The sequence below is a fragment of the Halalkalibacter sp. HAAS-P014 genome, assembly GCF_056619965.1.
This window is the reverse complement of the sequence record NZ_JBWQTV010000016.1, coordinates 72,966-96,702: the sequence shown is the minus strand read 5'-3', so window position 1 is coordinate 96,702 and position 23,737 is coordinate 72,966. Positions and strand designations below refer to the sequence as shown.

Sequence of the window (23,737 nt, the reverse complement as noted above, 5' to 3'; positions counted from 1 at the left end):
GTAATAATTCATTGATTAGTACTTGTTCAAAAGAGAGAACCTTATTTGAACAAGCACAGGAATTAAGGTCGAATGAATACAGCTGTTCCAATTGGGATTGTTCTTGCTAGTTCTTCGACATCGTGATTAAACATACGAATACAACCACGTGAAACATATTGTCCGATGGAACCTGGATCATTTGTACCATGAATGCCATAATGCTTTTTGGAAAGGCTCATCCACATTGTACCAAAAGCCCCACCTGGATTAGGTGCTTTGTTAATGATAATAAAATCTCCTATTGGTGTCTCATGAAGTACGCGTCCGACAGCAATGGGATAAACTTTCTGAATCTGACCTTCGAACATTAAAGTTAATGTTCGATCAGTCAAAGAGACATGGATTGAATATGGAATGGAGTAAGGGGAAGGAAGACCGGGGATTACTATATTTTGCCCTACTAATATAACATTTGGATCAATACCAGGATTGGCTGTGATGATGGATTCAATCGGGACTCGGTAATCTTCGGAGATCGAAAATAAGGTCTCACCTGCTTGTACGGTATGAATCATAAAAAAATACCTCCAATCATATTTTCTATATTCGTATGTTTGGTTTACTTGAATAGAATCTTTTTTTGTAGTTAGGTGTAAAAAGGAGGTTATATGTAAAAGGAAAGAGACTAGCATTGAACCATTGTCTGGTTTTATGATTAAATATATATATCATTAAACTATAAGGAAAGGGGTCTTACATAATGAGACCATTACAAATTTCTGCAGATACGGCTCAAAAGCTTTCCAAATCTCTAAATGTCCCAATTGAGCAAATCATGCACATGCCACAGCACATTCTGTTAGCGAAGCTAGCTGAGCTTCAGGAGAAAGAAAAAGAAGAGAAGTAAAGAAAATAGTATGCAAGAAATTGTGTAGCTATATAGAAAAAAGGTATCCTCAAGGTTCTTCCTTGGGATACCTAATTAATATCTAGTGGATAGTCGGATCGACATAGCGTCCATAATCAGGAATAGCGATTTTATCAAAATCTTTCGCTAGTTGATCTAAATTTTTTGCTAATTCTTCACCGTACATGGGCAGCCCATGGCCAGTGATAGCAACGGTAGGTTCTAAATGTTTTAAGATGCCAACAGATTCCCAAGCTGCTTCCCAATCTGTAGTTAAGTATCGAGGTGGTCCATTTATTTCCTTTTCTTGAGTTAGTACTTTATAGAGGGAATCCTGCTTCACTGTTACAAAAGCATCACCCACGATTAATGCATTGTCTTCAATCCTTATAAAAGAGCAATGACCTGGTGTATGACCTGGTGTGTGGATCCATCTCCAACCAGGCATTTCCGGAATACGATGGTCTTTAGGCAGTTCTTTTAATCGACTTCCTAATTGGGTAGGTCCATTAGGAAACAAGGAGGACATTTTTGCAATAAGCCCTCCTTCTACACTTGTATCAGGTTCTGGATAGCTTTCTTTTCCTGTTAAAAAAGGGAATTCAGCAGAATGAGCATAGATTGGCACATCCCACTTTTCAGCTAATTCTACAATTGCTCCGACATGGTCAAAGTGCCCGTGTGTTAAAACAATAGCTCGAGGAGGGTGTGCTGATCCAAACTTTTCCTTTAAAGCATTAAGGATAATATCTGCAGATTTTGGCATGCCGGTATCGACTAATACCCATTCACTTGCTTTTGATGGATTACCAACGAAACAAACATTCACAACTTGTACAGGTAAGCAATAAATATTAGGAGCGACTTCTTGAATAACTCCATCAGATACGGATGTAATCGGTATAAATTTGTTATCTTTGCTATAATGCATTTCTTGATCCACGTTATTTGTTCCCTCCTAAATAAAACTAATTGAAACATGTTTAGTTTCTAACTCTATTTAAAGTTTTATGTATTTGTAAAGGCTTCCAGCTTTTAGAAGAAAACTTTACCAACAAAAAAGTTGCATAAGTTTCAGTGAGTCTCACACAATAGTTACTGAATACGACAAAGTGAGGTGAACTAAAAATGGCAAGCAACAACAGTAGCAACCAATTATTAGTACCTGGAGTTGAACAGGCTTTAGATCAAATGAAGTATGAAATTGCTTCTGAGTTTGGTGTACAACTAGGTGCAGATGCAACAGCACGTGCTAACGGTTCTGTTGGAGGCGAGATCACCAAACGTCTAGTTCAACAGGCTGAACAACAGCTTGGAGGTTCTCAATTTTAAATAAAAATCCCTAGCCCACAAATGTTAATCATAAATACCCCTACCAAAACAGATGGGGGTATTTTTTTATTGTAAATGTCCTGAATCTCAATAAATTTTCTGTCTAATTTATCACAAAAAATAGTGAAGGTTGTGACAATTTAGCAAAAGATGTATTTAGAATATTGCTTATTATTGCTTGCACCCCTATGATTAAGATGTATTTAAAATACTTCTTTTAAAACGGGGGATTCGTATGTTATCTCAAAAAACAATTGATGTAGTTAAAGCAACAGCACCAATTCTTGAAGTCAAAGGGGAAGAAATCACAACACACTTTTACAAAACAATGTTTGAGTCTCATCCAGAATTATTGAACATTTTTAATCATGCAAACCAAAAAAAAGGAAGACAACAAACGGCTTTAGCGAATACCGTAACAGCTGCAGCTAAATATATTGACCAATTAGAGGTATTACTACCAGCTGTTAAACAAATTGCGCATAAACATCGGAGTTTGGCAGTGAAAGCAGAGCATTATCCTATTGTCGGTGAATTCTTGTTAAAAGCAATTAAAGATGTGTTAGGAGAAGCTGCAACTGATGAAATTTTACAAGCGTGGGGAGAGGCTTACGGGGTTATAGCTGATGTTTTTATTCAAGTTGAAAAAGAAATGTATCAAGAGGCTGAACAACAGGAAAGTGGTTGGAAAGACTTTAAACCTTTCCAGATTGTGAGAAAAGTAAAAGAGAGCGATTTAATTACATCTTTTTATTTAAAACCAAAGGATGGTCAAAGGGTACCAAGTTTTTTACCAGGACAATATGTCTCTATTCGCCTTCAGGTGGAAGGCGAAAGCTATCTTCTAAATAGACAATACAGTTTATCTGACAAGTCAAACAATGACACATATCGGATATCGGTAAAGCGTGAAAACGAAGGAGATCCAGCTGGGAAAGTATCAAATTATTTGCATGATCGCTATGATGTAGGAGCTGAAATTGAGCTAAGCGCACCTGCAGGAGATTTTGTACTGAATACTGAGGAAACAAAACCAGTCTATTTGATTAGTGGTGGAGTGGGTGTAACACCAATGATGAGCATGCTAAAGACGATTGCTGCAAAACAGCCAAATCGAAAAGTGACATTCGTTCATGCCGCAAGAAATGGTGATGTCCATGCTTTTGGAACAGAAGTAAAAGAAACCATCTCAACACTTACTAGTGCTGCAAGTTATATTAGTTATGCGAATCCAACAACGAAAGATAGGGAGTCAAACACTTCTGATCACGAAGGCTATATTGACCAAGCGTTTTTAGAGAAAATAGTGAAGGAACAAGAAGCGATATTTTATGTATGTGGACCTGTGCCATTTATGAAAGCCATTGTCGTAATTCTAGAAAAGTTAGGAATTAATGAGGAAAATATTCAATATGAATTCTTTGGTCCTTCTCTTAACTTAAAAGAAGTGGTAAAGTCATAAAATAAAAAACCTCGAAGTCTATAAGTAAGGTGACCCCAAAAAGTTAAACTTTTTTCGGAGTAGAAATCCTACTCCGATTTTTTGTGTTCTCAAGAATCTTCACCACCGTGCTTAACAACCATCTTTTACAGGGTTATCTAGCTGTCAAGAGAAGGAACGGAGTGGCTCTTGACAGCTAGATGTTCTTGTAAAACAATTAAGCAGGCACGGTGGAGAGAAGCCCTTGTCGCGCTTCTCTAAACTGAATCGGACTCATCCAATGCAGCTTTTCCTTGATTCGTTTGTTATTGTAGTAGTCTATATACTTAACAATGGCTTGTTCGAGTTCCTTGAAACTATGGTAGACTTTTCCATAGTACATTTCTTGTTTCATGATGCCAAAGAAATTTTGCATTGGTGAATTATCGATACAGTTCCCTTTTCGAGACATACTTTGAAAAATTTTATGCTCTTTCAACTTATGTGTATAAACTTTCATTTGATAGCCCCAGCCTTGATCTGAATGAAATGTACGGCGATAAGGGCAATCATCTGTCCGTTCAATGGCTTCTTCCAAAGCTTCAATGATGGCTTTAGCATTTGGTTGTTTTGAGAGATGGTAAGAGATAATTTCACTATTAAACATATCTAAGAAAGGATCAAAATAAGCTTTCTTAATTTGGATATTGCCATTTTTATCTCTGTCATAATATTTAAATTCTGTTGTATCTGTTGTGATTTTTTGATGCACAACACTCGTGTAAAAACGGCGATGAATACGATTATTCGCTATGGTACCAACTTTTCCTTTATACGTGCTGTATTTACGTGATTTGCGTGTATATGAGATACACTTCAAACCAAGTTTCTGCATAATTCGTTGTACTTTCTTCTTATTAATCATCATTTCCTTACCCTGAAGTTCTTTTGTGATCCGGCGATAACCGTAATTGCCATTGTGTTCCTCGAACAATTCTTTGATTCGTTGTTCAATTTCTTCATCTTTATTTGTTGTATTCATTTGTTTTTGCCAATACATATAAGTTGCTTTTTTCATGCCTGTAGCTTCAAGGAGAACCACTAATTTGAAGTCTTGTCGGAGTTCTTGAATGACTCTGGCTTCTGTTTTAGCAGTCGGCTCGGTATATTTTCCCCTGAAGCTCGGAGCTTTTTTATGAAAGCTAACTCCGCGCGTAAGAGTTCATTCTCGCGTTCTAATTGTTCCTCTCGTGTTAGCTTCTTTTCTGCTTTTTGTTGTTTTTTTGGTTTCTTTGACATAGTTGGACGCCCCTTTGGTTTTGAGAGTCCTTCTAGTCCGCTTTCTAAAAATGTTTGGTGCCAATGTTTCACTATTCCTGGATTTGAAAGGTTATATTTAATGGCAACATCAAGATAAGACTCTCCACTAGTTTGGTAATAGTGTATAACATCTAGCTTGAATTTCCCAGAATAGCTTTTAGGTGTTTTTCTTCTTTCTAATCCTTTTTCGCCCACAGTGTTATAGATACGAACCCAATTTCTTAGAGGCTTAGAATCTGACATCCCCCATTCTTTTGCCAATTTTCGGTAACCACCTTCTCCACTCAGATATGCTTTAACAATCCTTAACTTAAATTCATCATCATATTTAGCCATAAAAAAACACCCCCAAAAGTTTGGTCTAACTTTTGGGGGGCGGCTCAAAGCTTCGAGGTTTTTTTGCATTTACCTCCGTATGTCCCCAATTACTTCATAAGTTATATTCGTATACTCAGCTGAGAGAGATCCTTCTGTGAGTTCTATCTCAGTATGTGGCAAGAAGTAATTTGTATGTTCTTCGCTTATGATAAGGTAATCATTGAAAATATAGTTATCCTTTAATAGATCTAAATCTAGATAGGTTTGATCATTCAATGTAATAGAAAAGTGTGTTTCACTATGACATATGGATAAGTCAAGATTATTCATACATTCTCCGTCTGGTAACATGTCCATTTCTTCGAATAAAGGTTCTGCTTCATAAAGGGCTTTAAATGATTTTGTGACATTCTTCGTATGCTCTTCTTCAAATTGTTGTTTGAGTAATTCAAAGTTTTCAAGTTACTCAGTATAAACAATGAATAGGGAATGGTTTTATCTAGAAATATTCCTAATCCACCAAGTGTTATCATGCTAAGGAAAATAGCAAATTTCCAACTTCTTTGTTTCATAGTTATATACCAAAAATAGGAGATTGCTACTAGAACAAACCCAATTTGAAGAAAATATAAAATAGTAATCATTCCCTTGCTAAGTTTTAAAAAAAGTCATTCTCAATACCACTAACATTTAAGTAAGAAATCAATTCACATTAAAATGAATCTTATCTCATCCTATCATAGGCAATATTAGTTAACTAGCGTTCCATTTCATTGGAAATATTCTCATCTATGTATAAGGAGAAAACTACTTGGAAAGAATGGAATGTAGCCAACTTGGGTGGAGTTTCCTATTTTGGTAAGTAGATAGGAGCGCCTAAGGACGACTACGAATATGAGATGGAGGTCGGATGGAGATGAGGAAAGTTCTATCCAGTTTTTTAACCGTATGCCTTGTTTTAGGTGTCTTAACGCCGGTGGTAAGTGCTGAAGAAAAAAAGGCAAAGTTAGCGGAAAATGCATCTTCAGCAATTGTGATTGAACGTGATACAGGAGAGGTCATCTTTGACAAAAATAGTCACGAAAAATTACCACCTGCTAGTATGACGAAAATTATGACAATGCTGTTAATTATGGAAGCAATAGAGAAGGAATCAATTGCTTACGATGATATGGTTCGTACAAGTGAATACGCAGCATCAATGGGTGGCTCACAAATCTTTTTAGAACCTGGAGAAGAAATGAGTGTAAGCGATATGCTAAAAGCTATTGCAGTCGCTTCTGCAAACGATGCATCCGTAGCTATGGCTGAATTTATTGCTGGTACGGAAGAAGAATTTGTTGTAATGATGAACGAAAAAGCAAAAGAATTAGGCCTTGAGAATACAAACTTTATTAATACCAATGGTCTACCAGCAGAGAACCACTATACAACAGCATATGATTTAGCGATGATTTCAAAAGAGTTATTAAAATATGATGAAATAACGAATTACACAGGTATTTACGAGGATTATTTACGTGCAGATTCAGAAGAAGATAAATTTTGGCTCGTCAATACAAATAAGTTAGTTAAATTTTATCCTGGTGTTGATGGTCTAAAAACAGGATATACACGTGAAGCAATGTATTGCTTAACGGCAACAGCTGAGAAAAATGATATGCGTGTCATTACGGTTATTATGGGAGCTCCTTCTCCAAAAGAGCGTAACGCCCAAATTACATCAATGCTCGACTATGCCTTTAGTCAATTCCAAACACATAAGTTATATGATCGCGACCATGTATTAGCAGATGTTGAGGTAAGTAAAGGAGATAAAGACGATATTCCTGTTGTTACTTCTGAATCAGTATCAATTTTAACGAAAAAAGGCGTGAAGATTGATGATGTAACAGAACGTCTTGAGATCGATGCTAATTTGCGTGCGCCTGTTAAAAAAGGAGACAATGTTGGTACTCTCTACATTGAAAAAGAAGGAGAAGTCCTTAGTGAAACACCATTAGTCGCTGGTGATGATGTCTTTGAAGCGTCTTGGTGGAAGCTATTTAAGCGCACCCTTGCAAAATTTGGCGCTGCTTAACGCTTGTTTTGACTAGTTTTTACGAATGAAGACTAGTTTTGTCAGTTGGCAGGAAGAACAACACAAAATGGAGAAATTCTCTCTAGAAAAATGGTGGATGAATCTATCTAAATGGGAGGTTCATCTAACAAAAACTCATGAGTGAGCGAACTAGAGGGAGTGATTAAATGAGTTTACAAATTGATTTGGAGAAAAAAGGAAGCGTGTTGCTCGTTCGGCTAGAAGGAGAGCTAGACCATCATACAGCTGAAGAATTAAGAGGGCAGGTTGAACAGGTGCTAGCAGACGGCCAAGTACAGCATATTGTCTTAAACTTAGAATTATTATCCTTTATGGATAGTTCGGGTTTAGGGGTGATTCTAGGCAGATATAAACAAGTTAAAGCAAATGGAGGAGAGATGGTTGTTTGTGCGATTTCTCCATCTGTAAAACGCTTGTTTGAAATGTCAGGTTTATTTAAAATAATCCGTCTAGAAGATAGTGAACAATTTGCTTTACAGACTTTGGGGGTGGCCTAAGTGATGCAAAATGTGATGGACTTAAAATTCTCTGCTCAAAGTCAAAACGAGTCGTTTGCTCGTGTGACTGTAGGAGCCTTTATTGCTCAACTTGACCCGACAATGGATGAGATGACAGAAATTAAGACCGTAGTGTCTGAAGCTGTTACAAATGCGATCATTCATGGCTATAACAACCAGCCAGATGGAATGGTTTATATTCATTGTACGCTTGAAGAAGGTACGATAGAACTTACGATTCGTGATGAAGGACTGGGCATTCAAGATATTGAAGAGGCTCGTCAGCCACTATTTACAACCAAACCAGAACTTGAACGTTCAGGCATGGGTTTTACCATTATGGAAAACTTCATGGATGAACTCCAAGTCGTATCAGAACCAATGATTGGTACAACTGTTTATGTAAAAAAAACACTCACAAATAGCAAAGCTATGTGTAATTAAGGAGTTTTGCCTATGGATGTCGAGGTAAAACAACAGAAGAAAAAACAAGCTCATTTTACTGACGCAGAAGTAAAAGCTCTCATTGCTAGAAGCCAAGATGGGGATCATGAAGCTCGTGATTTAATAGTTAACCGAAATACACGACTTGTTTGGTCTGTTGTTCAACGTTTTATGAACCGTGGCTATGAGGCTGATGATTTATTTCAGATTGGTTGTATTGGGCTAATTAAATCAGTTGATAAATTTGATTTATCTTATGAAGTGAAATTTTCTACCTATGCTGTACCGATGATTATTGGTGAAATACAGCGTTTCTTGCGTGATGATGGTACGGTGAAGGTAAGTCGGTCCATTAAAGAACTAGGAAATAAAATTCGCAAAATGAAAGATGAGATGACGAAGTCCCTTGGGCGTACCCCAACGGTGAATGAGATAGCTGAAGCGTTAGAGATTTCCCCAGAAGAAGTCGTTTTTGCAGGTGAGGCCAATCGGTCGCTATCCTCTATTCATGAAACAGTATATGAAAACGACGGAGATCCGATTACGCTCCTAGATCAAATTGCCGATCAAGCTGAAACAAAGTGGTTTGATAAAATTGCTTTGAAGGAAGCGATACGCGATCTTGACGAAAGAGAAAGATTGATTGTGTATCTTCGGTACTATAAAGATCAAACTCAATCAGAAGTCGCTACAAGACTTGGGATTTCACAAGTTCAAGTTTCAAGGCTTGAGAAGAAAATTCTCGAACAGATGAAGCTAGAAATGGGCGATGTCTAATAAAGTAGAGGTTATCTAAAAAGAAGGATCTGACTCTTGAAGAAATAGAGAGCAGGTCCTTCTTTAGTATGTTTTTTAGAAAAGGACACTGTTGTCCTTATAAATGTACTAATTGCTTATTGCTGCGCCTTAAGCAAAGATTTAATTGCTTGAGAATGTATTCCTTCATGAAATGCAATAAAGCTAAGCAATTCATTTACTGTTCCAAAGGTATATCCATGTAGTTCAAATGGTTTTGGAAGTGTTTTGTTAGCGTGTTGTTCATAAAGAGCTTTCACAACACTTAGTTGCTTTTCAGATAACTCAACTATTTCTGAAACAGATGGTGGCTCTTCTTTCCAATCTTTCGGGCTTGTTCCCATATGAAACAATTCATTGTAATGCGAAGGAAGAACAGCTTCATAATGTTCTGAATGACTCAAAAGTGCATCAGCCATTACGAGAACATGTCCGGCATTCCAACGTACTGAGTTGGAAAAGCCTTCCGGAACTTTATCAATCTGTTCCACTGTCGCCCCTTGAAGAGCTGAAATGTTTGTTGAACGTGCAAAAGAAAATGCGTTAATTGCCATATACTATACCACTCCTTAATTTAGTCTACTTACTAGTGTAATAAAAATCCTAAGAAAAGAAAAATGTTAACCATTCATTTTGTAAAAGTTTCTACAACGAATAGAAAACACATAAAAAGAATATTCCACATTGGATGAACCTAAGAAAAAAACAGTTGTTTATTTTTGAAATAGAAGAGTGGAGTTCAGCTTTATAAAGAAACAGTATATAAAATCTACTTTGATTGAAAAAGAGGCAGAAAATTATCGTTTTCTGCCTCTTCTCTATGGCATGAAAAACGAAGCTCTGTAACAAAAAGATATTTAAAAGTTGACTCTTTTACATGTTGTTTCAGAAATTTTTGATGAAAAAACGCTTATTCTTGAATTTGCAAAAAATGTACCATTTCTGGAATGATAAATTACTTCTTTAGTCATACTAACGTTACATATTGTGTTGACCTTTCTTCTGTCTGATAAGCGAGAAATGAGGTGTGAATGTTGGCTGTAGATGAGAAGCAAAAAGAATTGTATCAGAAAAATATAAAATTATATCAACCTAAAAGCCATATTTTTAAAAACGGAATAAAAGCTTTTATCGTTGGTGGTTTAATTTGTGCTTTTGGACAGGCAATTAGCCGAATATATATGACTTATTTACCTATTACACAAGAAGAAGCTATGAGTCCCACTTTAGCGACACTCATTTTGTTAGCCGCGTTAGCAACTGGTTTCGGAGTTTATGATAAACTCGGCCAATTTGCTGGTGCAGGCTCGTTAGTACCTGTTACAGGGTTTACGAATGCGATGACCAGTGCTGCGTTAGAGCACAAAAGTGAAGGTCTTGTTTTTGGTATTGGAGCAAATATGTTTAAGTTAACGGGGGCGGTTATTGCGTTTGGTGTGTTATCAACGTATCTAGTGGGTCTAACAAGAATGCTTGTAGAAATGTTGATTAATTCGTAAAGGACGTGTTTGATTTGCAAAGACGAGGAAAGCAAACATGGCATTTCGATCATCCTGTTTACATAGAGGGGGTAGGAACGGCAGTTGGACCAGAAGAATCCAAAGGTCCTCTTGGTAATTGTTTTGATGTTTGCTATGACAATTTATATGCGGGTGAAGATAATTGGGAATTAGCTGAAAGGCGTTTAATGAAGGATGCGGTAGAAACAGCTCTAAAGGATGCCGAGAAAAAAAGCGAAGAAATGGATTACTTTTTTGCTGGAGACTTGCTTAATCAAATTGTTACGTCTAATTATTACGCTAGAGACATTGATGTGCCTTTTTTTGGACTCTTTTCTGCTTGTGCAACAGTAATGGAAGGGTTGGCACTTTCCTCATTATTTGTCGATACTGGTGTTGCCAACTTAGCATTAACAGCGGTGAGTAGTCATAATGCAACGGCAGAGCGACAGTTTCGTTATCCGACAGAGTTTGCAGGCCAACGTCCAGAGTCTTCAACATTTACGGTGACTGGTGCAGGTGCAGTAATTGTTGGAAAGAAACCTTCGAAAATTAAAGTGACAGAAGCGACAATTGGAAAAGTAATTGATTATGGGATCAAACAGCCTTTTGATATGGGCTCTGCTATGGCACCGGCTGCAGCTGATACAATTGTTACTCATTTGAGAGAGACAGAGCGCGACCAATCTTATTATGACGTGATTGTGACTGGAGATTTATCACGTGTAGGAACTGGAATTTTGCGCAAGCTAGTACAAGAAAAGGGCATCACCTTAGATCGATATGAAGATTGTGGTGTGATGATTTATCATCAAGAACAGCCAGTCTTTTCGGGAGGTAGTGGGGCAGCGTGTCCGGCAGTTGTAACGTTTGGACATTTAATGAAAGAAATGAAAGAAGGGCGGATTAAAAGAATGCTAGTAGTGGCAACGGGAGCGCTACTTAGTCCGTTAATGATTCAACAAAAAGAGTCGATACCTTGTATCGCTCATGCGGTGTCATTTGAACGGGAGGAGTAAGTATGTTTGAATATCTTGCAGCTTTTGTTGTAGGAGGGTTAATTTGTTTTGTCGGGCAATTACTAATGGATATTTGTAAATTGTCACCAACCCATACATTAAGCACACTTGTTGTAGCAGGTGCGTTACTAGATGGCTTTCATTTGTATGATCGGCTGATTGATTTTGCTGGCGCTGGAGCAACAGTTCCAATAACAAGCTTTGGTCACTCTCTCGTTCACGGAGCCATGTCTGAAGGGGACCGTTACGGATTTTTTGGTATTGGTATGGGAGTTTTTGAAGTGACATCAGTTGGAATATCGTCTTCTATTTTATTTAGCTTTTTAGTAGCTATTTTCTTTAAACCAAAGGGGTGATCAAATTGGAGAGACGAAAGGTGATTTTAATTACAGATGGAGATGAGCATGCCAAAAATGTTGTTGAATTAGTGGCAAAAGAAATAGGGGGAAGGTGTCTAAGTTACTCTTGGGGGAATCCGACTCCTATTAGTGGTGAAGAAATCGTCTCTCTTATTTTGGCAACTCCCTATGATCCAGTTCTTGTGATGTTTGATGACTGTGGTCAAAGAGAAATGGGAGTAGGAGAAAAAGCAATGGAATACGTAGCGACCCATCCACAGATAGAAGTTTTAGGCGCGATTGCGGTTGCATCATCTACTCATTCAAGCGAGTGGACACACGTGGATGTTAGCATTGACCGTTATGGACACTTAACAGAATTTGGAGTAGATAAGGAAGGGATACCAGATTTAGAAATAGGAAGAATAAATGGAGATACTGTTTATATTTTGGATGAGTTAGACATTCCTGTTGTTGTTGGAGTAGGGGACATTGGTAAAATGGCTGGTTTTGATAGGGTAAACAAAGGGGCCCCTATTACAAAGCAAGCGGTAGAAATCATTTTGGAACGGAGTGGATATCATGAGTCAAGTACCTGAGAGTCAACAGACCCCGATATCACGAAACATTGTTGAAAATGAGGCGGAGCTGAAAAAGAGACTTGGTTTCGGGACTTCGTTCGATGTTGGGGTTCGTACTTTAACGGTTTTTGATAAGCAAATTCAAATGTACTATGTAAATGGATTATGTGACGTTCAGTACATAATAGAATTGCTTAGAGAATTGATGTTGTTAGATGCACGAGGCAATAAGACAGATCGTACCAATGTGAATGCTGCTATAGTTAATCACTTGCCACATATTCAAGTAGAATATGTGACTATTCTAGAAGATGCAACAACTCAAATGCTATCTGGGCTCGTCTTCATCTTAGTGGAAGGTGAAGAAAAAGCTATTGTCATTGATGTTAGAAGCTATCCTACAAGAGGACCGGAAGAACCTGACACGGAACGGGTTGTTCGTGGCTCACGTGATGGTTATACTGAAAATATAATAATTAACACAGCGTTAACTCGCCGTCGAATTAGGGATGATCGCTTACGTAATGAAATTATGCGAGTAGGTAGGCGATCACAAACAGATATTTGTATTTCTTATGTCGACGGAATTGCTGATCCTAAGATGGTTGAAATATTGAAGAAAGAACTTGAAGGTATTAACATTGATGGTTTAACGATGTCTGACAAAATAGTTGAAGAATATATTGTGAAGCAAGGGATGAACCCATTTCCACTTGTACGTTATACAGAGAGGCCGGATGTAGCTGCCAACCACTTACTTGAAGGACATGTGTTAATAATGGTTGATACGTCACCGAGTGTCATTATTACACCAACTACATTTTTTCATCATGTTCAACATGCAGAAGAATATCGACAAGCGCCTTTTATAGGTACGGTATTAAGGTGGACTCGCTTTATTGGGATTTTCTTTTCTTTACTTATTTTGCCGTTTTGGCTATTGCTTACAATGAATCCTGATATCTTACCGGAGGCTCTTGATTTTATTGGACCCAATGAAACAACCAATATTCCGGTGTTTTTGCAAATTATTTTTGCAGAACTCGGTATTGAGTTATTAAGGATGGCTGCGATACACACTCCTTCTCCTCTTGCAACGGCACTTGGTTTAGTTGCAGCGTTGTTGATTGGTGAGATCGCGATTGAAGTTGGTTACTTCACTCCGGAAGTTATTTTATATGTGGCGATAGGAGCAATTGGTATGTTTGCTACGCCAAGTTATGAAATGGGAATTGCTTTGAGAACGATAAGAATTTTCTTGATTGTAGCTGTCGCAGCATTTAAAGTGCCAGGACTAGTAGTAGGGTTCACATTATTTATTATATGCCTTGCAGCAATTCGTGCATTTTCAAAACCATACTTATGGCCGTTTTTGCCGTTTGATCCACCTGCAATGTGGCATATTCTAGTCCGTTCTACGGTTCCTTCTGCTAAATTTCGCCCAAGCATCGTAAATCCTCAAGATAAAGTTAAGCAAAAATAAGATCATAAAAGTGGATAAGACATGAAGTTATATGGATCCTAAGCTTTTAGAGGGTATAATATTTGCAATGATTAGGCATATATTATATCCTCAAAAATTCTTAAGAAGAATACCATGTCCCCTAGTAAAGTGTACCTTGATCAAATATAGTTAATATGATAAAGTTAACATTATTTTATAATACCTAGTAATTACTGTAGTGGTGATAGAATATTGTTTGCCATGGCTGGTTCGTTGACTACATGATTTGTGGTCGATGCTTGGTAACATTTGTTAGTGGCTAGTGCAGGGACATTAGCTGCTTTTTTAGTTTACACAGGTTTATCAAATTCTTATAAAATGAGAATTTGATACGCTTTGGAAAAGGAAAAAGGAGAGACAACAGATGATGTATTCACACGGAACGAGTCAAATAAATGATCAAGGACATCTAGTAATAGGTGGTGTTAATACAATTGAGCTTACAAAACAATATGGTACGCCATTATTTGTTTATGATGTTGCTTTAATTCGTGAGCGTGCACAGCAATTTCAAGAAGCATTCAAAAAAGAAGGTGTTCCGTTTCAAGTTGCGTATGCAAGCAAAGCATTTAGCTGTATTGCTATGTTCCAGCTAGCCGAAGAGCTAGGATTAAGCCTCGATGTGGTTTCTGGAGGTGAACTATATACAGCAATAGAAGCTGATTTCCCGATGGAGCGTATACATTTTCATGGGAATAACAAAAGTTTAGCTGAACTTGAAATGGCTGTTGAAGCTCAAATTGGATGTGTCGTTGTTGATAACTTCTATGAATTAAGAGAATTAAGTCGTATTTGTCAAGAACGGGATTATAAGATGGATGTCCTACTTCGAATTACTCCAGGAGTCGAAGCTCATACCCATGATTATATTTCAACTGGACAAGAAGATTCAAAGTTTGGTTTTGATCTTGTTAGTGGCCAAGTTCATGAAGCAGTTCATCAAGCTTATGAAGATGAGTATTTAAATCTACTAGGCGTTCATAGTCATATCGGATCACAAATTTTTGAAACGACTGGTTTTGTTATGGCTGTAGAGAAGATGTTTGAATTAATTGCTGAATGGAAGGAAAGATTCAATTTCACTCCTACTGTTTTAAATCTTGGTGGTGGTTTTGGTATTCGCTATATTGAAGGAGACACACCTCTTCCTGCAGGCGAATATGTGACAAAAATGATAGAAGTTGTAAAGAAAAAAGCTGCAGAAGCTAATCTTACCATGCCAGAAATCTGGATCGAACCTGGACGCTCACTTGTTGGTGATGCTGGAACGACGCTTTACTCAGTAGGTTCTCAAAAGCATATTCCAAATGTTCGAGATTATTTAGCTGTTGATGGTGGAATGAGTGATAATTTACGTCCTGCTTTGTATCAAGCAGAATATGAAGGTATCCTTGCAAACCGTGCAAATGAAGAAGCGACAGAGACATTTTCCATTGCAGGAAAATGCTGTGAAAGTGGCGATATGTTAATTTGGGACTTACCATTGCCAAAAGCTAACCATGAAGACATCTTAGCTGTTTTTTGTACAGGTGCTTACGGATATGCTATGGCAAATAACTACAACCGTATCCCACGTCCCGCTGTTGTATTCGTTGAAGACGGTGAAGCGTTTGAGGTTATTAAGCGTGAGCGTTATGAAGATTTAATACGATTAGACTTACCTTTAGCTAAAAAGGTTGTAAAATAGCATAGGTAAAGATGGCAGACAAGGTTTCTCAGCTTTTAATTGAAGAAACCTTGCTCGTGTCATCTTTTTTTCTGTTAAAACAGGAAAATGGGGATGAATAGTAAAAGACGTTATACATAAAAAATGGGATAGTTTTAAGAATAGTGGTTGGCTATTAGTATCAAATTTCACATTCGAATCTGAATCGTGTACAATAAGGTGAATCTATTCAAATTGGAGGCTATACATATGAAAAAAGGTTCTATTACATTTGAGAATGGTGAAAAGCTAGTTATTGAATTTTATCCAGAAGCAGCGCCAGGACATGTTGAAAACTTCGAGAAGCTTGCGAACGAGGGGTTTTACAATGGTTTAACATTCCATCGCGTTATTCCTGGTTTCGTAGCACAAGGTGGTTGCCCTGTTGGAAATGGAACAGGTGGTCCTGGTTACTCAATTAAATGTGAAACAGAAGGAAATCCACATAAGCACGTAGCTGGTTCTCTTTCGATGGCTCACGCAGGAAAAGATACAGGTGGAAGTCAATTTTTTATCGTTCATGAACCGCAGCCACATTTAGATGGTGTGCATACGGTCTTTGGACAAGTTGTTGAGGGGTTAGATTCTGTTTATCGTATTAAGCAAGGTGACGAAATGAAAGAAGTAAAGGTTTGGGACGAAGAATAGAATAGTGATGTTAGGGGCAGACTATGTCTGCCTTTTTTTATTTGGGATGGAATAGTAATAATCTTAAAGGAGGACGGGATATGGAACATAGAACGGTTGATGTTACCGTTGTTGGTGGTGGACCTGGAGGGTTAAGCGCTGCGTTAGTACTGGGGCGTTCTTGTCGAAGTGTTGTAGTGGTTGATGCTGGTCATCCTCGAAATGAAGTCACGTACGAATCTCATGGTTTCCTCACGAGAGATGGCATTAAACCTTTTGAGCTTCGAGAAATTGGCCATGAGCAAATGAAAAAATATGATCATGTAACGATTATGGGGGATTATGTTGATGATGTTAAAAAAAATAACGAACAGTTCAAAATCGTAACACGTAAAGGTCAAGTAATTTCAAGTAGAAAACTAATTTTTGCTACTGGTTTAAGAGAAAATCTGCCAGCGATCCCTGGATTAAAAGAAACATATGGAACCTCAATTTTTTCATGTCCTTATTGTGATGCCTGGGAGCATCGCGATAGGCCACTAGCAGTGATTGGCAATAAAAAAGATTTAATCCATTATGTTAGATTAATTTATAATTGGAGTGAAAATTTGATCGTCGCAACAAATGGTCCGGCTGTTTTGACGAAAAAGGAAAAGGAAGAATTAAGTCAACATGAAGTTAGGTTAATTGAAACAGAGATTGAAAAATTCACTTCAACAAATGGACTTTTAGAAGAGATAGTGTTTACGGACGGTGAATCGGTAAAACGGAAGGCGGCTTTTTTGGTAAATACAGGTGCAGAACAAGCAACACTTCTCCCTCAAAAATTAGGGGTTAAGTTAAAAGAAAATGGTGCTTTTCAAACAAAAGAACATGGAAAAACAAATGTAGATGGGCTATATATAATTGGAGATGCAGCGAAACGTTTCACTGGATTGATGGGTGCTGCAAGTGAAGGGTATGAAGCCGGTATAAACTTAAATTCCGAAATTGTTGAGGAAGATTGGATGAATAGGTTAGAGTGATCTAGTTAAAAGACGATAAGTACTGTAGCAGTGTTGAATCAATGAGAGAAAAGAAACCATGTAAGAAATGTAGTCACTTTTTTGTTATGGTAGATTTAGCTCTGGTATAATCTCTAATAAATCAGTTTTTTCTTGTCCTTGTAATACTGACTTATTAAGGTGGAATAAGCGACTTTTTGTAGATAAAAGACATTTAACGACATTGGACAGTCCTACTAAAAGTAGGGCTGTCTGTTTCTAAATAAAACGATAAAGAAAGCAGGTGCAAAATGAGCAAATACCAATATGCGTCATATTGGAAGGAAAAAACAAAGCAAGATGAACACTGGCTTTCCAAAACAAAACAAATCTATAAACAAAATGACTTAATTTTTGTTGGACAAATTTTAAATATGTATTCAGGACAACAGGAATCGATTCGATTGCTATTCCCTAACATAAAAGCTGTGGCAGGCTTTCTTCAATATGTATTTTTACCAACGGCCTTTATTGGTTACTTTCAAATAAAAGATCTGGATCCTAAAACAATTATGCTAGGCGATCGCACTTTTGCTTCTTTAATTGATCAACTCCCCTTGAGGCAGCAATTTGACGTTGAAACTAAGAATCAAATGAAGAAAATGTTATCCATACTAGAATCTAGTTGGAAGGAAGAAGAGGAAGAAGTCTTCGAACACATCGAACGTACACTACGAATGCTTGAGTCTATTAATATTACTAACGTTATTACAATTTACAATATATTAAAATCACCAAGTAGATTAGCTGCTTGGTTAGTAGATGAGTATGAAAATGAATCAATATTGGGAATTGATACACTGGAAAAAGAAGTGAATATGAAGATTCATGAGTTTTTACAATTAAGTAAAGAAGCTGAATATCAACCATTTCAATCAAAGCGATTTTTCAATACGTTAGATAAGGTTATGATTTTATAAAACGATGATGGTTGTATTCCTGGAAAAATTAACTTATCGAAACCTAAATAAATGTAAGGCGCAATTTTCTACATTATTACTCCGTTAGTAAAAAAAATCCCTCATATACATAAACACCCAATCAATCCCTGTTCTTTCTCCATACTGTATTACCATATCGATAAAATAATGGAGGGAAAGCGAAAAAATGACACAATCTAAGAAGCCACTACAAGGTTTAAGACCCTTAGAACAACCAATGCCATTAAAATCACTGGAAAAGTCAAAAACTCTTAAGCGAAAGAAATTAGTGAAGGACAATGAGAAACCAGGAAAAGAAAAGAAAAAGCCAGAGGAAGAAAAACCGGTAATGGAAGATAAAAAGCCAAAGAATGAAGAGCCAAAGAATGAAGAGCCGAAGAAGGAAGAACCAAAGAAGGAAGAACCAAAGAAGGAAGATTCCAAGAAAAAAGACCCGAAGAAGGAAGAAATTATTGATCCGTGGCAAAGACTACTATTTGGTCCACCGAGAGATAAAGAAAAGAAACATGAAAGTTCTACGGAACAAGAGAAAAAAGGGTTTTCTTGGTTTTAATTTTAATAAAAGAGAAGGGGTTCACCTAAGTATAGACAATTCTCCGATAAGGCTTGAATACATGTGAGTTGTTTGCCTGCGATAAAATTTAGGTTAGGGCAGCCTTACTTTACTGAATAAAAGCAGGGAGCTTAACAGTAAGGTTCATCACTTGGTTCAGTAATATAAGGGTAACTTTTTATGATATGAATAGGCTTATTAGAAGGGTGATTGATAAATTTTAGTGCATGTAATATTCCTAATGTCTTTTTATTAGTTTATGCATATTTTCATATTTTGCAAGGGCTGCTGTGCTGCCATAAAACAACCAAAGAGTAGAGAAAAAATAAAAAAACTATGCATTCATACAAACAAGTTAATTTGTATTTGCATATAGTAACGAAGAATAGCAGATTACATTTGCTATTTTAGATAACGTGAAGGAGGTGTCAGGCATGTCAGGATACGCACACGGAGGTGGCTTTGCGTTAATCGTTGTATTGTTCATCTTGTTAGTAATTATTGGAGCGTCATATGTAGGTTACGGCTACTAATATGACGATTCTTTTTCACTGTCCCAAATTCGTTTCCGAACGGTTATGGGACAGTTCTTTAAATACTAGAAGAAATCAAAAGGAGGAGCTGTTCTTGTTAGGTAATCTTCTTTTTCAAAAGATTGAGAAGAAGACAGGAGTAAAAATCCAAAACATATTTAAACTGGCAAACTCAGTACAACATGCAAACCTTAAAGATGAAAACACAGTTAGGAACCTTATACGCGACGTTTCTAAGGTAGCTAATAAGCCTGTAAGCAAAGACAAGGAAGACCAAATTGTGCAAACGATTCTTAACGATTCGGACTCTTTAAACTTTGATACAATTGGTAAAATGATAAATGAAAAGAAATAATTTTGTATACCGAATAATGGATTGGCTTTCCGTTACTCGGTTTTTTTATGGGTATAGTCAGAAGTTCGTTTATATAATAAAGAAGTCTACTGAAAGAAACAACCACACACTTTTCAGCAGACTTCATAGTTCTCAATTAGCCTTTCTTCCCCAAACTTCCTTAATTTTTCTTCTTCTTTTTTTTACTTTTCTTATTTTGTTTTTTCTTATTTTTCTTTTTAGGGGATTGCTCCTTTTGATCTTTTTCTTCAATAACTTCTTTTTCCATAAGTTTTTCCTCAGCTTTACTTTTGTCTGGGAGTGGAGGGGTGATTTTGGTAATTTCTTTCCTTTTTTCTTTGCGTTCATGTAATTTATTTATAAGATGCTCTAACAATTTCTGGTTCCAATCTATATCTAGATTTCTCTTCGAATTAATTTTTTGACCTAAACGATCAAGATCAATCCCTAAATCATACTCAAATTCAAATTTTTTTCCCTTCACCTTTGTGCCTCCTTTGCAGTCTTTGATTCTTTTATAGTTTATGCAACTAAGTCATTGGTGGAAGGGTGTTTGACCTAACTCTACTAATCATTTAGTAAAGCAGCGAAAGGGGTGAAATGGATGCGCTAGGGGAACTGGGTAAAGTCAGATAAGCTTTTTTAGATAAATACAATACCTAGAGCTAGTAATAAAAATATTGCAGCAGAGATATAATCTGTATATTTTTTAAAATTATAAACAGAAAGTATACTTCCAAATCTAGAGCCAAGCCAAATAAAACAGAAACTGGTCAACCATGCTAATGCACTTGTGATAATGATAGGAAGTCCGGATAATCCACCAGATATCCCAGCAGCGATAGAGTCAATCCCTAAAGCTAGGCCTAAGAGTATCGCAGCTTTCCAACTTATTTGTCTAGTTGTTTTATGTATGTCGTCGCTTCCGTCCTTTTTTCTGCCTTGATATAGAAATAAAATCCCAATACTAGCTAATATGAATGCTGAAAGATATGATGGGAGACGTTCAGGTAATAAGAAGGCCATTTCTTCCCCTAAATAGAGACCTGCTCCCATAGTAAGCCCTGAAAGAATGGAAATAATCCAAATGACGTGCCATGGTATACGGCCTTTTATGCCTAATGAAAACCCTACACCTAAATCATCTAAATTTGATGCAATTACAATTAATATGACTTGCCATGACACTTTTCTTCTCTCCTTTGTTATCTCTAATAATAATATGGTTAAGTTGTGTACACTATTATTGACTATATACTGTTATTATTTGTTTTCAAGGTAATTCATGTTATTTTAATAAAATAAGCCATGTATTTGAAACCAAGAGCGATTTAGGAGATGCGAAGTATGTGGGAATTAATTTTGATCATGCTTGAGAGATTAGGACTTATTGTTACAATCGCTTTTGTTATGACACGTTTTAAATTTATTCGTCATCTGATTGAAAAGCGAAAAATGTCCCCTTCTTCTCGTATAAGTGTTATCCTGATTTTTGGAGTATTCGGTATTATAGGAACTTACACTGGTGTAAAGGTAAATCCGGAAGAGGCGACATACCTTCGTTGGATTCTTGATATAGGAGAAAATGAGGCAGTTGCAAACTCCCGTGTAATTGGGGTTGTAGTAGCGGGTTTACTAGGTGGTTGGAAAGTAGGAGTAGGAGCAGGAATTATAGCAGGAGTGCATCGGTATTTGTTAGGAGGCTTCACGGGTTTTGCATGTGGGTTATCGACAGTTATTGCCGGGGCAATTGCTGGATATTATTATAAAAAAAATAAAAACAGTCGCATTATCTCTTTGCAGGCAGCGTTGATTGTAGGGATGCTAGCTGAAGCAATTCAAATGGGAGTGATTTTATTACTTGCACGTCCATTTGATCGAGCCTTATTATTGGTTAGTGATATTGGGGTGCCGATGATTGTAGCAAATGGGATCGGTACAGCTATCTTTATATTAATTATTCGAAACGTCATTCAAGAGGAAGAAAAAATGGGATCGATTCAAGCTCAAAAAGCTTTAAAGCTCGCGGACTTGACATTGAAATACTTACGGAAAGGCTTATCTCAGCAATCAGCATTGCCTACATGCCAAATCCTCTTAAAAGAGGTACAAGTTGATGCAGTTTCTATTACTGACCGAGAGAAAATTCTTGCATTTGTCGGGGTGGGGGAAGATCATCATTTAACAAATGAAAAAATTCGTACAAAAGCTACTAATCGAGTAATAAAAGAAGGAAAGCTTGTTATAGCCCGACAAGAAGAAATTGAATGTGGGATAAATAAATATTTGCTAAATGCAGCAATTATTGCGCCATTAAAAGTAAAAGAACAAACAATTGGAACGATTAAATTTTACTTCAAGTCAGAAAAGGGGCTATCTCCAACAACAATCGAAGTTAGTAAAGGATTATCAACGTTATTAAGCCATCAATTAGAATTGTCTGAAGTGGATCGGCATTTAGAATTAGCTAAGCAAGCTGAGATTAAAGCATTACAAGCACAAGTAAGTCCTCACTTTTTATTTAATGCACTAAATACAATCATTGCATTAGTTAGAACAGATCCAAAGAAGGCAAGAAGGTTGTTAGTATCGCTATCCCACTTTTTCAGACAAAACTTAGCTGGGACAACATCGACTGAAACTTCATTAGAAGAAGAATTAAAACATGTTAAAGCGTATTTAGAGATTGAACAAACTCGCTTTTCTGATAAATTGACTGTGAGTTATGAGGTTGACGAAGATGCGTTAGTTGCCAAAATCCCACCGATGACGTTACAACCGATTGTGGAAAATGCGATAAAACATGGTTTAAAACAGTTACAACATGATAGTTATTTATTTATTCGAATAGAGAAAATGAAAGAGAACGTTTTTCTTTCCATTCGTGATAATGGGAAAGGAATTACAGGCGAACGTTTAAAAGAGTTAGGATCAAAAAAGGTCCAGTCAAAAACGGGAACGGGTATTGGGTTTGTTAATATAAATCGTCGGCTAGAAATGATGTATGGTGGAGAGTCTAAGTTATCGATCGTAAGTGAGGAAGGGAAAGGTACAACAGTTTCATTTCAAATTCCAGCTTATGGAGGAAAGATGAATGAAAAAAACGATAAAAACAATAATTATTGATGATGAACCGTATAATCGAGATGAACTTATTTATTTACTTGAACAATATGAAGAAATAAATATTGTTGGAGAAGCAGATTCTGGAGAAAAGGGGTTGGAGTATATTGTAAAAAAAGAACCCGATGTTATATTTGTAGATATAGAGATGCCACAAATGTCGGGGTTAGAATTAGCAAAGACTATACAAAAATTAAAGAAAGTACCACTTATTATTTTTGCTACTGCCTATGCTGACTATGCAGTAAAAGCGTTTCGAGTTCAAGCGTTAGACTATATAGTTAAACCGTTTGATGAAGAACAAATAAAAGAAGTAGTAGTAAGAATTAAAGAACGATTGGAAAGAAATGAAGATAAGAAAGCACATTCAACTTCTGTTGCCAAACTCGCAATGGAAGATGACGGTCGAATTGTTTATATATCGCCAGAAGATATTACGTATCTATTTCGTGAAGATCGAGAAACAATAATTTGTACAGAAACACGTAAATTTAGCTCTAGAACACCAATTAAAGAACTAGAAGAGAAATTACGTGGTTTTCCTTTTTTTCGAACACATAAAAGCTATTTAGTTAACCTCGATAAAATTGAACAGCTTATCCCATGGTTTAACGGTGCATATCAAGTGAAAGTTGTTGGGAAAAAGGAAGAAATTCCAGTGAGTAGAAATTATGTTAAGCTATTAAGAGAACGTTTAGAATTATAAAACATTTTAGACAAGAGGTGTGCGTTTAATAATGACGCATGTCTCTTTTTTAATATGGGATGGAACTGACTTTTGCCAATCCTTATTGTGATAA

27 protein-coding genes and 1 pseudogene are annotated in these 23,737 nt (G+C 36.7%); 21 read left to right on the top strand and 7 right to left on the bottom strand.

What is annotated here, in order from left to right; translation table 11 throughout:
- Nucleotides 1-62: 62 nt before the first annotated feature.
- Complete coding sequence (locus tag AC1FXZ_RS13230) at nucleotides 63-557, bottom strand: L,D-transpeptidase family protein (RefSeq protein WP_480054371.1); 495 nt, start codon at nucleotides 555-557, stop codon at nucleotides 63-65.
- A gap of 185 nt (nucleotides 558-742) precedes the next feature.
- Here AC1FXZ_RS13230 and AC1FXZ_RS13225 point away from each other — a divergent pair, with 185 nt between their 5' ends.
- Nucleotides 743-889: a YycC family protein gene (locus tag AC1FXZ_RS13225; protein ID WP_480054369.1), complete on the top strand. Its 147-nt coding sequence runs from the start codon at nucleotides 743-745 to the stop codon at nucleotides 887-889.
- Nucleotides 890-971: 82 nt separating this feature from the next.
- Here AC1FXZ_RS13225 and AC1FXZ_RS13220 read toward each other — a convergent pair whose 3' ends face one another.
- Nucleotides 972-1,832, bottom strand: coding sequence for an MBL fold metallo-hydrolase (locus AC1FXZ_RS13220; RefSeq protein ID WP_480054367.1), 861 nt, complete (start codon nucleotides 1,830-1,832; stop codon nucleotides 972-974).
- A 185-nt stretch (nucleotides 1,833-2,017) separates the two neighbouring features.
- Between AC1FXZ_RS13220 and AC1FXZ_RS13215 the strand changes: the two genes are divergently transcribed.
- Together AC1FXZ_RS13215 and hmpA are read left to right on the top strand one after the other, a co-directional pair.
- Nucleotides 2,018-2,221 (top strand): alpha/beta-type small acid-soluble spore protein, encoded by a 204-nt coding sequence (locus AC1FXZ_RS13215; RefSeq protein ID WP_034628840.1) that lies wholly within the window; start codon nucleotides 2,018-2,020, stop codon nucleotides 2,219-2,221.
- Nucleotides 2,222-2,456: 235 nt separating this feature from the next.
- Nucleotides 2,457-3,683: an NO-inducible flavohemoprotein gene (gene hmpA, locus AC1FXZ_RS13210; protein WP_480054365.1), complete on the top strand. Its 1,227-nt coding sequence runs from the start codon at nucleotides 2,457-2,459 to the stop codon at nucleotides 3,681-3,683.
- Nucleotides 3,684-3,879: 196 nt separating this feature from the next.
- Here the strand turns inward: hmpA and AC1FXZ_RS13205 are convergent.
- A pseudogene (locus AC1FXZ_RS13205) lies at nucleotides 3,880-4,782 on the bottom strand (IS3 family transposase); the annotation flags it as partial.
- The gene (locus tag AC1FXZ_RS13200; RefSeq protein ID WP_480054363.1) at nucleotides 4,743-5,297 is read right to left on the bottom strand and encodes a transposase; all 555 of its coding nucleotides are present in this window, start codon (nucleotides 5,295-5,297) and stop codon (nucleotides 4,743-4,745) included. The pseudogene AC1FXZ_RS13205 and the gene AC1FXZ_RS13200, both read right to left, overlap by 40 nt.
- A gap of 898 nt (nucleotides 5,298-6,195) precedes the next feature.
- On the opposite strand from AC1FXZ_RS13200, the gene AC1FXZ_RS13195 reads away from it, so the two are divergent.
- The 4 genes from AC1FXZ_RS13195 (at nucleotide 6,196) to sigF (ending at nucleotide 9,098) form a co-directional block, all read left to right on the top strand.
- Nucleotides 6,196-7,359 carry a D-alanyl-D-alanine carboxypeptidase family protein gene (locus AC1FXZ_RS13195; RefSeq protein WP_480054361.1) on the top strand — a complete coding sequence of 388 codons (1,164 nt, stop codon included), beginning with the start codon at nucleotides 6,196-6,198 and terminating at the stop codon, nucleotides 7,357-7,359.
- A 167-nt stretch (nucleotides 7,360-7,526) separates the two neighbouring features.
- Nucleotides 7,527-7,877: an anti-sigma F factor antagonist gene (gene spoIIAA, locus AC1FXZ_RS13190; protein ID WP_480054359.1), complete on the top strand. Its 351-nt coding sequence runs from the start codon at nucleotides 7,527-7,529 to the stop codon at nucleotides 7,875-7,877.
- 3 nt (nucleotides 7,878-7,880) lie between these two features.
- The gene (spoIIAB, locus tag AC1FXZ_RS13185; protein WP_480054357.1) at nucleotides 7,881-8,321 is read left to right on the top strand and encodes an anti-sigma F factor; all 441 of its coding nucleotides are present in this window, start codon (nucleotides 7,881-7,883) and stop codon (nucleotides 8,319-8,321) included.
- 12 nt (nucleotides 8,322-8,333) lie between these two features.
- Nucleotides 8,334-9,098, top strand: a complete 765-nt coding sequence (sigF, locus tag AC1FXZ_RS13180) for an RNA polymerase sporulation sigma factor SigF (protein WP_480054355.1) — start codon at nucleotides 8,334-8,336, stop codon at nucleotides 9,096-9,098.
- Between the two features lie 116 nt (nucleotides 9,099-9,214).
- Here the strand turns inward: sigF and AC1FXZ_RS13175 are convergent, their stop codons facing one another.
- On the bottom strand, nucleotides 9,215-9,670 hold the full coding sequence (locus AC1FXZ_RS13175; RefSeq protein ID WP_480054353.1) for a DinB family protein: 456 nt from the start codon (nucleotides 9,668-9,670) through the stop codon (nucleotides 9,215-9,217).
- A gap of 477 nt (nucleotides 9,671-10,147) precedes the next feature.
- On the opposite strand from AC1FXZ_RS13175, the gene spoVAC reads away from it, so the two are divergent.
- The 12 genes from spoVAC to AC1FXZ_RS13115 all read left to right on the top strand — a co-directional run bounded on the left by spoVAC (nucleotide 10,148) and on the right by AC1FXZ_RS13115 (nucleotide 19,814).
- Nucleotides 10,148-10,615: a stage V sporulation protein AC gene (gene spoVAC, locus AC1FXZ_RS13170; RefSeq protein WP_480054351.1), complete on the top strand. Its 468-nt coding sequence runs from the start codon at nucleotides 10,148-10,150 to the stop codon at nucleotides 10,613-10,615.
- 14 nt (nucleotides 10,616-10,629) lie between these two features.
- Nucleotides 10,630-11,634 (top strand): stage V sporulation protein AD, encoded by a 1,005-nt coding sequence (gene spoVAD, locus AC1FXZ_RS13165; protein ID WP_480054349.1) that lies wholly within the window; start codon nucleotides 10,630-10,632, stop codon nucleotides 11,632-11,634.
- Nucleotides 11,635-11,636: 2 nt separating this feature from the next.
- Nucleotides 11,637-11,990 carry a stage V sporulation protein AE gene (gene spoVAE / locus AC1FXZ_RS13160; protein WP_480054347.1) on the top strand — a complete coding sequence of 118 codons (354 nt, stop codon included), beginning with the start codon at nucleotides 11,637-11,639 and terminating at the stop codon, nucleotides 11,988-11,990.
- Between the two features lie 5 nt (nucleotides 11,991-11,995).
- A complete protein-coding gene (spoVAEA, locus tag AC1FXZ_RS13155) occupies nucleotides 11,996-12,571 on the top strand; it encodes a stage V sporulation protein SpoVABEA (protein WP_480054345.1) in 576 nt (191 codons plus the stop codon).
- Nucleotides 12,555-14,036, top strand: a complete 1,482-nt coding sequence (locus AC1FXZ_RS13150; protein WP_480054343.1) for a spore germination protein — start codon at nucleotides 12,555-12,557, stop codon at nucleotides 14,034-14,036. The genes spoVAEA and AC1FXZ_RS13150 overlap by 17 nt, the downstream gene beginning before the upstream one ends.
- 388 nt (nucleotides 14,037-14,424) lie before the next feature.
- A complete protein-coding gene (gene lysA, locus AC1FXZ_RS13145; protein ID WP_480054710.1) occupies nucleotides 14,425-15,744 on the top strand; it encodes a diaminopimelate decarboxylase in 1,320 nt (439 codons plus the stop codon).
- A gap of 228 nt (nucleotides 15,745-15,972) precedes the next feature.
- Entirely contained in the window at nucleotides 15,973-16,410 is a 438-nt protein-coding gene (locus tag AC1FXZ_RS13140; protein WP_480054341.1) for a peptidylprolyl isomerase, read from the top strand.
- An 80-nt stretch (nucleotides 16,411-16,490) separates the two neighbouring features.
- Nucleotides 16,491-17,414: an NAD(P)/FAD-dependent oxidoreductase gene (locus tag AC1FXZ_RS13135; protein WP_480054339.1), complete on the top strand. Its 924-nt coding sequence runs from the start codon at nucleotides 16,491-16,493 to the stop codon at nucleotides 17,412-17,414.
- A 269-nt stretch (nucleotides 17,415-17,683) separates the two neighbouring features.
- Nucleotides 17,684-18,352 (top strand): hypothetical protein, encoded by a 669-nt coding sequence (locus tag AC1FXZ_RS13130; RefSeq protein WP_480054337.1) that lies wholly within the window; start codon nucleotides 17,684-17,686, stop codon nucleotides 18,350-18,352.
- 187 nt (nucleotides 18,353-18,539) lie between these two features.
- Nucleotides 18,540-18,926, top strand: a complete 387-nt coding sequence (locus tag AC1FXZ_RS13125) for a hypothetical protein (RefSeq protein WP_480054335.1) — start codon at nucleotides 18,540-18,542, stop codon at nucleotides 18,924-18,926.
- 434 nt (nucleotides 18,927-19,360) lie between these two features.
- The gene (locus tag AC1FXZ_RS13120) at nucleotides 19,361-19,459 is read left to right on the top strand and encodes a YjcZ family sporulation protein (RefSeq protein ID WP_480054333.1); all 99 of its coding nucleotides are present in this window, start codon (nucleotides 19,361-19,363) and stop codon (nucleotides 19,457-19,459) included.
- Between the two features lie 94 nt (nucleotides 19,460-19,553).
- Complete coding sequence (locus tag AC1FXZ_RS13115; RefSeq protein WP_480054331.1) at nucleotides 19,554-19,814, top strand: stage VI sporulation protein F; 261 nt, start codon at nucleotides 19,554-19,556, stop codon at nucleotides 19,812-19,814.
- A 160-nt stretch (nucleotides 19,815-19,974) separates the two neighbouring features.
- Here the strand turns inward: AC1FXZ_RS13115 and AC1FXZ_RS13110 are convergent, their stop codons facing one another.
- On the bottom strand, nucleotides 19,975-20,298 hold the full coding sequence (locus AC1FXZ_RS13110) for a hypothetical protein (protein WP_480054329.1): 324 nt from the start codon (nucleotides 20,296-20,298) through the stop codon (nucleotides 19,975-19,977).
- Between the two features lie 158 nt (nucleotides 20,299-20,456).
- Nucleotides 20,457-21,002, bottom strand: coding sequence for a manganese efflux pump (locus AC1FXZ_RS13105; RefSeq protein ID WP_480054327.1), 546 nt, complete (start codon nucleotides 21,000-21,002; stop codon nucleotides 20,457-20,459).
- A 159-nt stretch (nucleotides 21,003-21,161) separates the two neighbouring features.
- Here AC1FXZ_RS13105 and AC1FXZ_RS13100 point away from each other — a divergent pair, with 159 nt between their 5' ends.
- Both AC1FXZ_RS13100 and AC1FXZ_RS13095 read left to right on the top strand, forming a co-directional pair.
- Nucleotides 21,162-22,940 carry a LytS/YhcK type 5TM receptor domain-containing protein gene (locus AC1FXZ_RS13100; RefSeq protein WP_480054325.1) on the top strand — a complete coding sequence of 593 codons (1,779 nt, stop codon included), beginning with the start codon at nucleotides 21,162-21,164 and terminating at the stop codon, nucleotides 22,938-22,940.
- Nucleotides 22,909-23,643 carry a LytR/AlgR family response regulator transcription factor gene (locus tag AC1FXZ_RS13095; protein ID WP_480054323.1) on the top strand — a complete coding sequence of 245 codons (735 nt, stop codon included), beginning with the start codon at nucleotides 22,909-22,911 and terminating at the stop codon, nucleotides 23,641-23,643. The genes AC1FXZ_RS13100 and AC1FXZ_RS13095 overlap by 32 nt, the downstream gene beginning before the upstream one ends.
- Nucleotides 23,644-23,737: the final 94 nt, after the last annotated feature.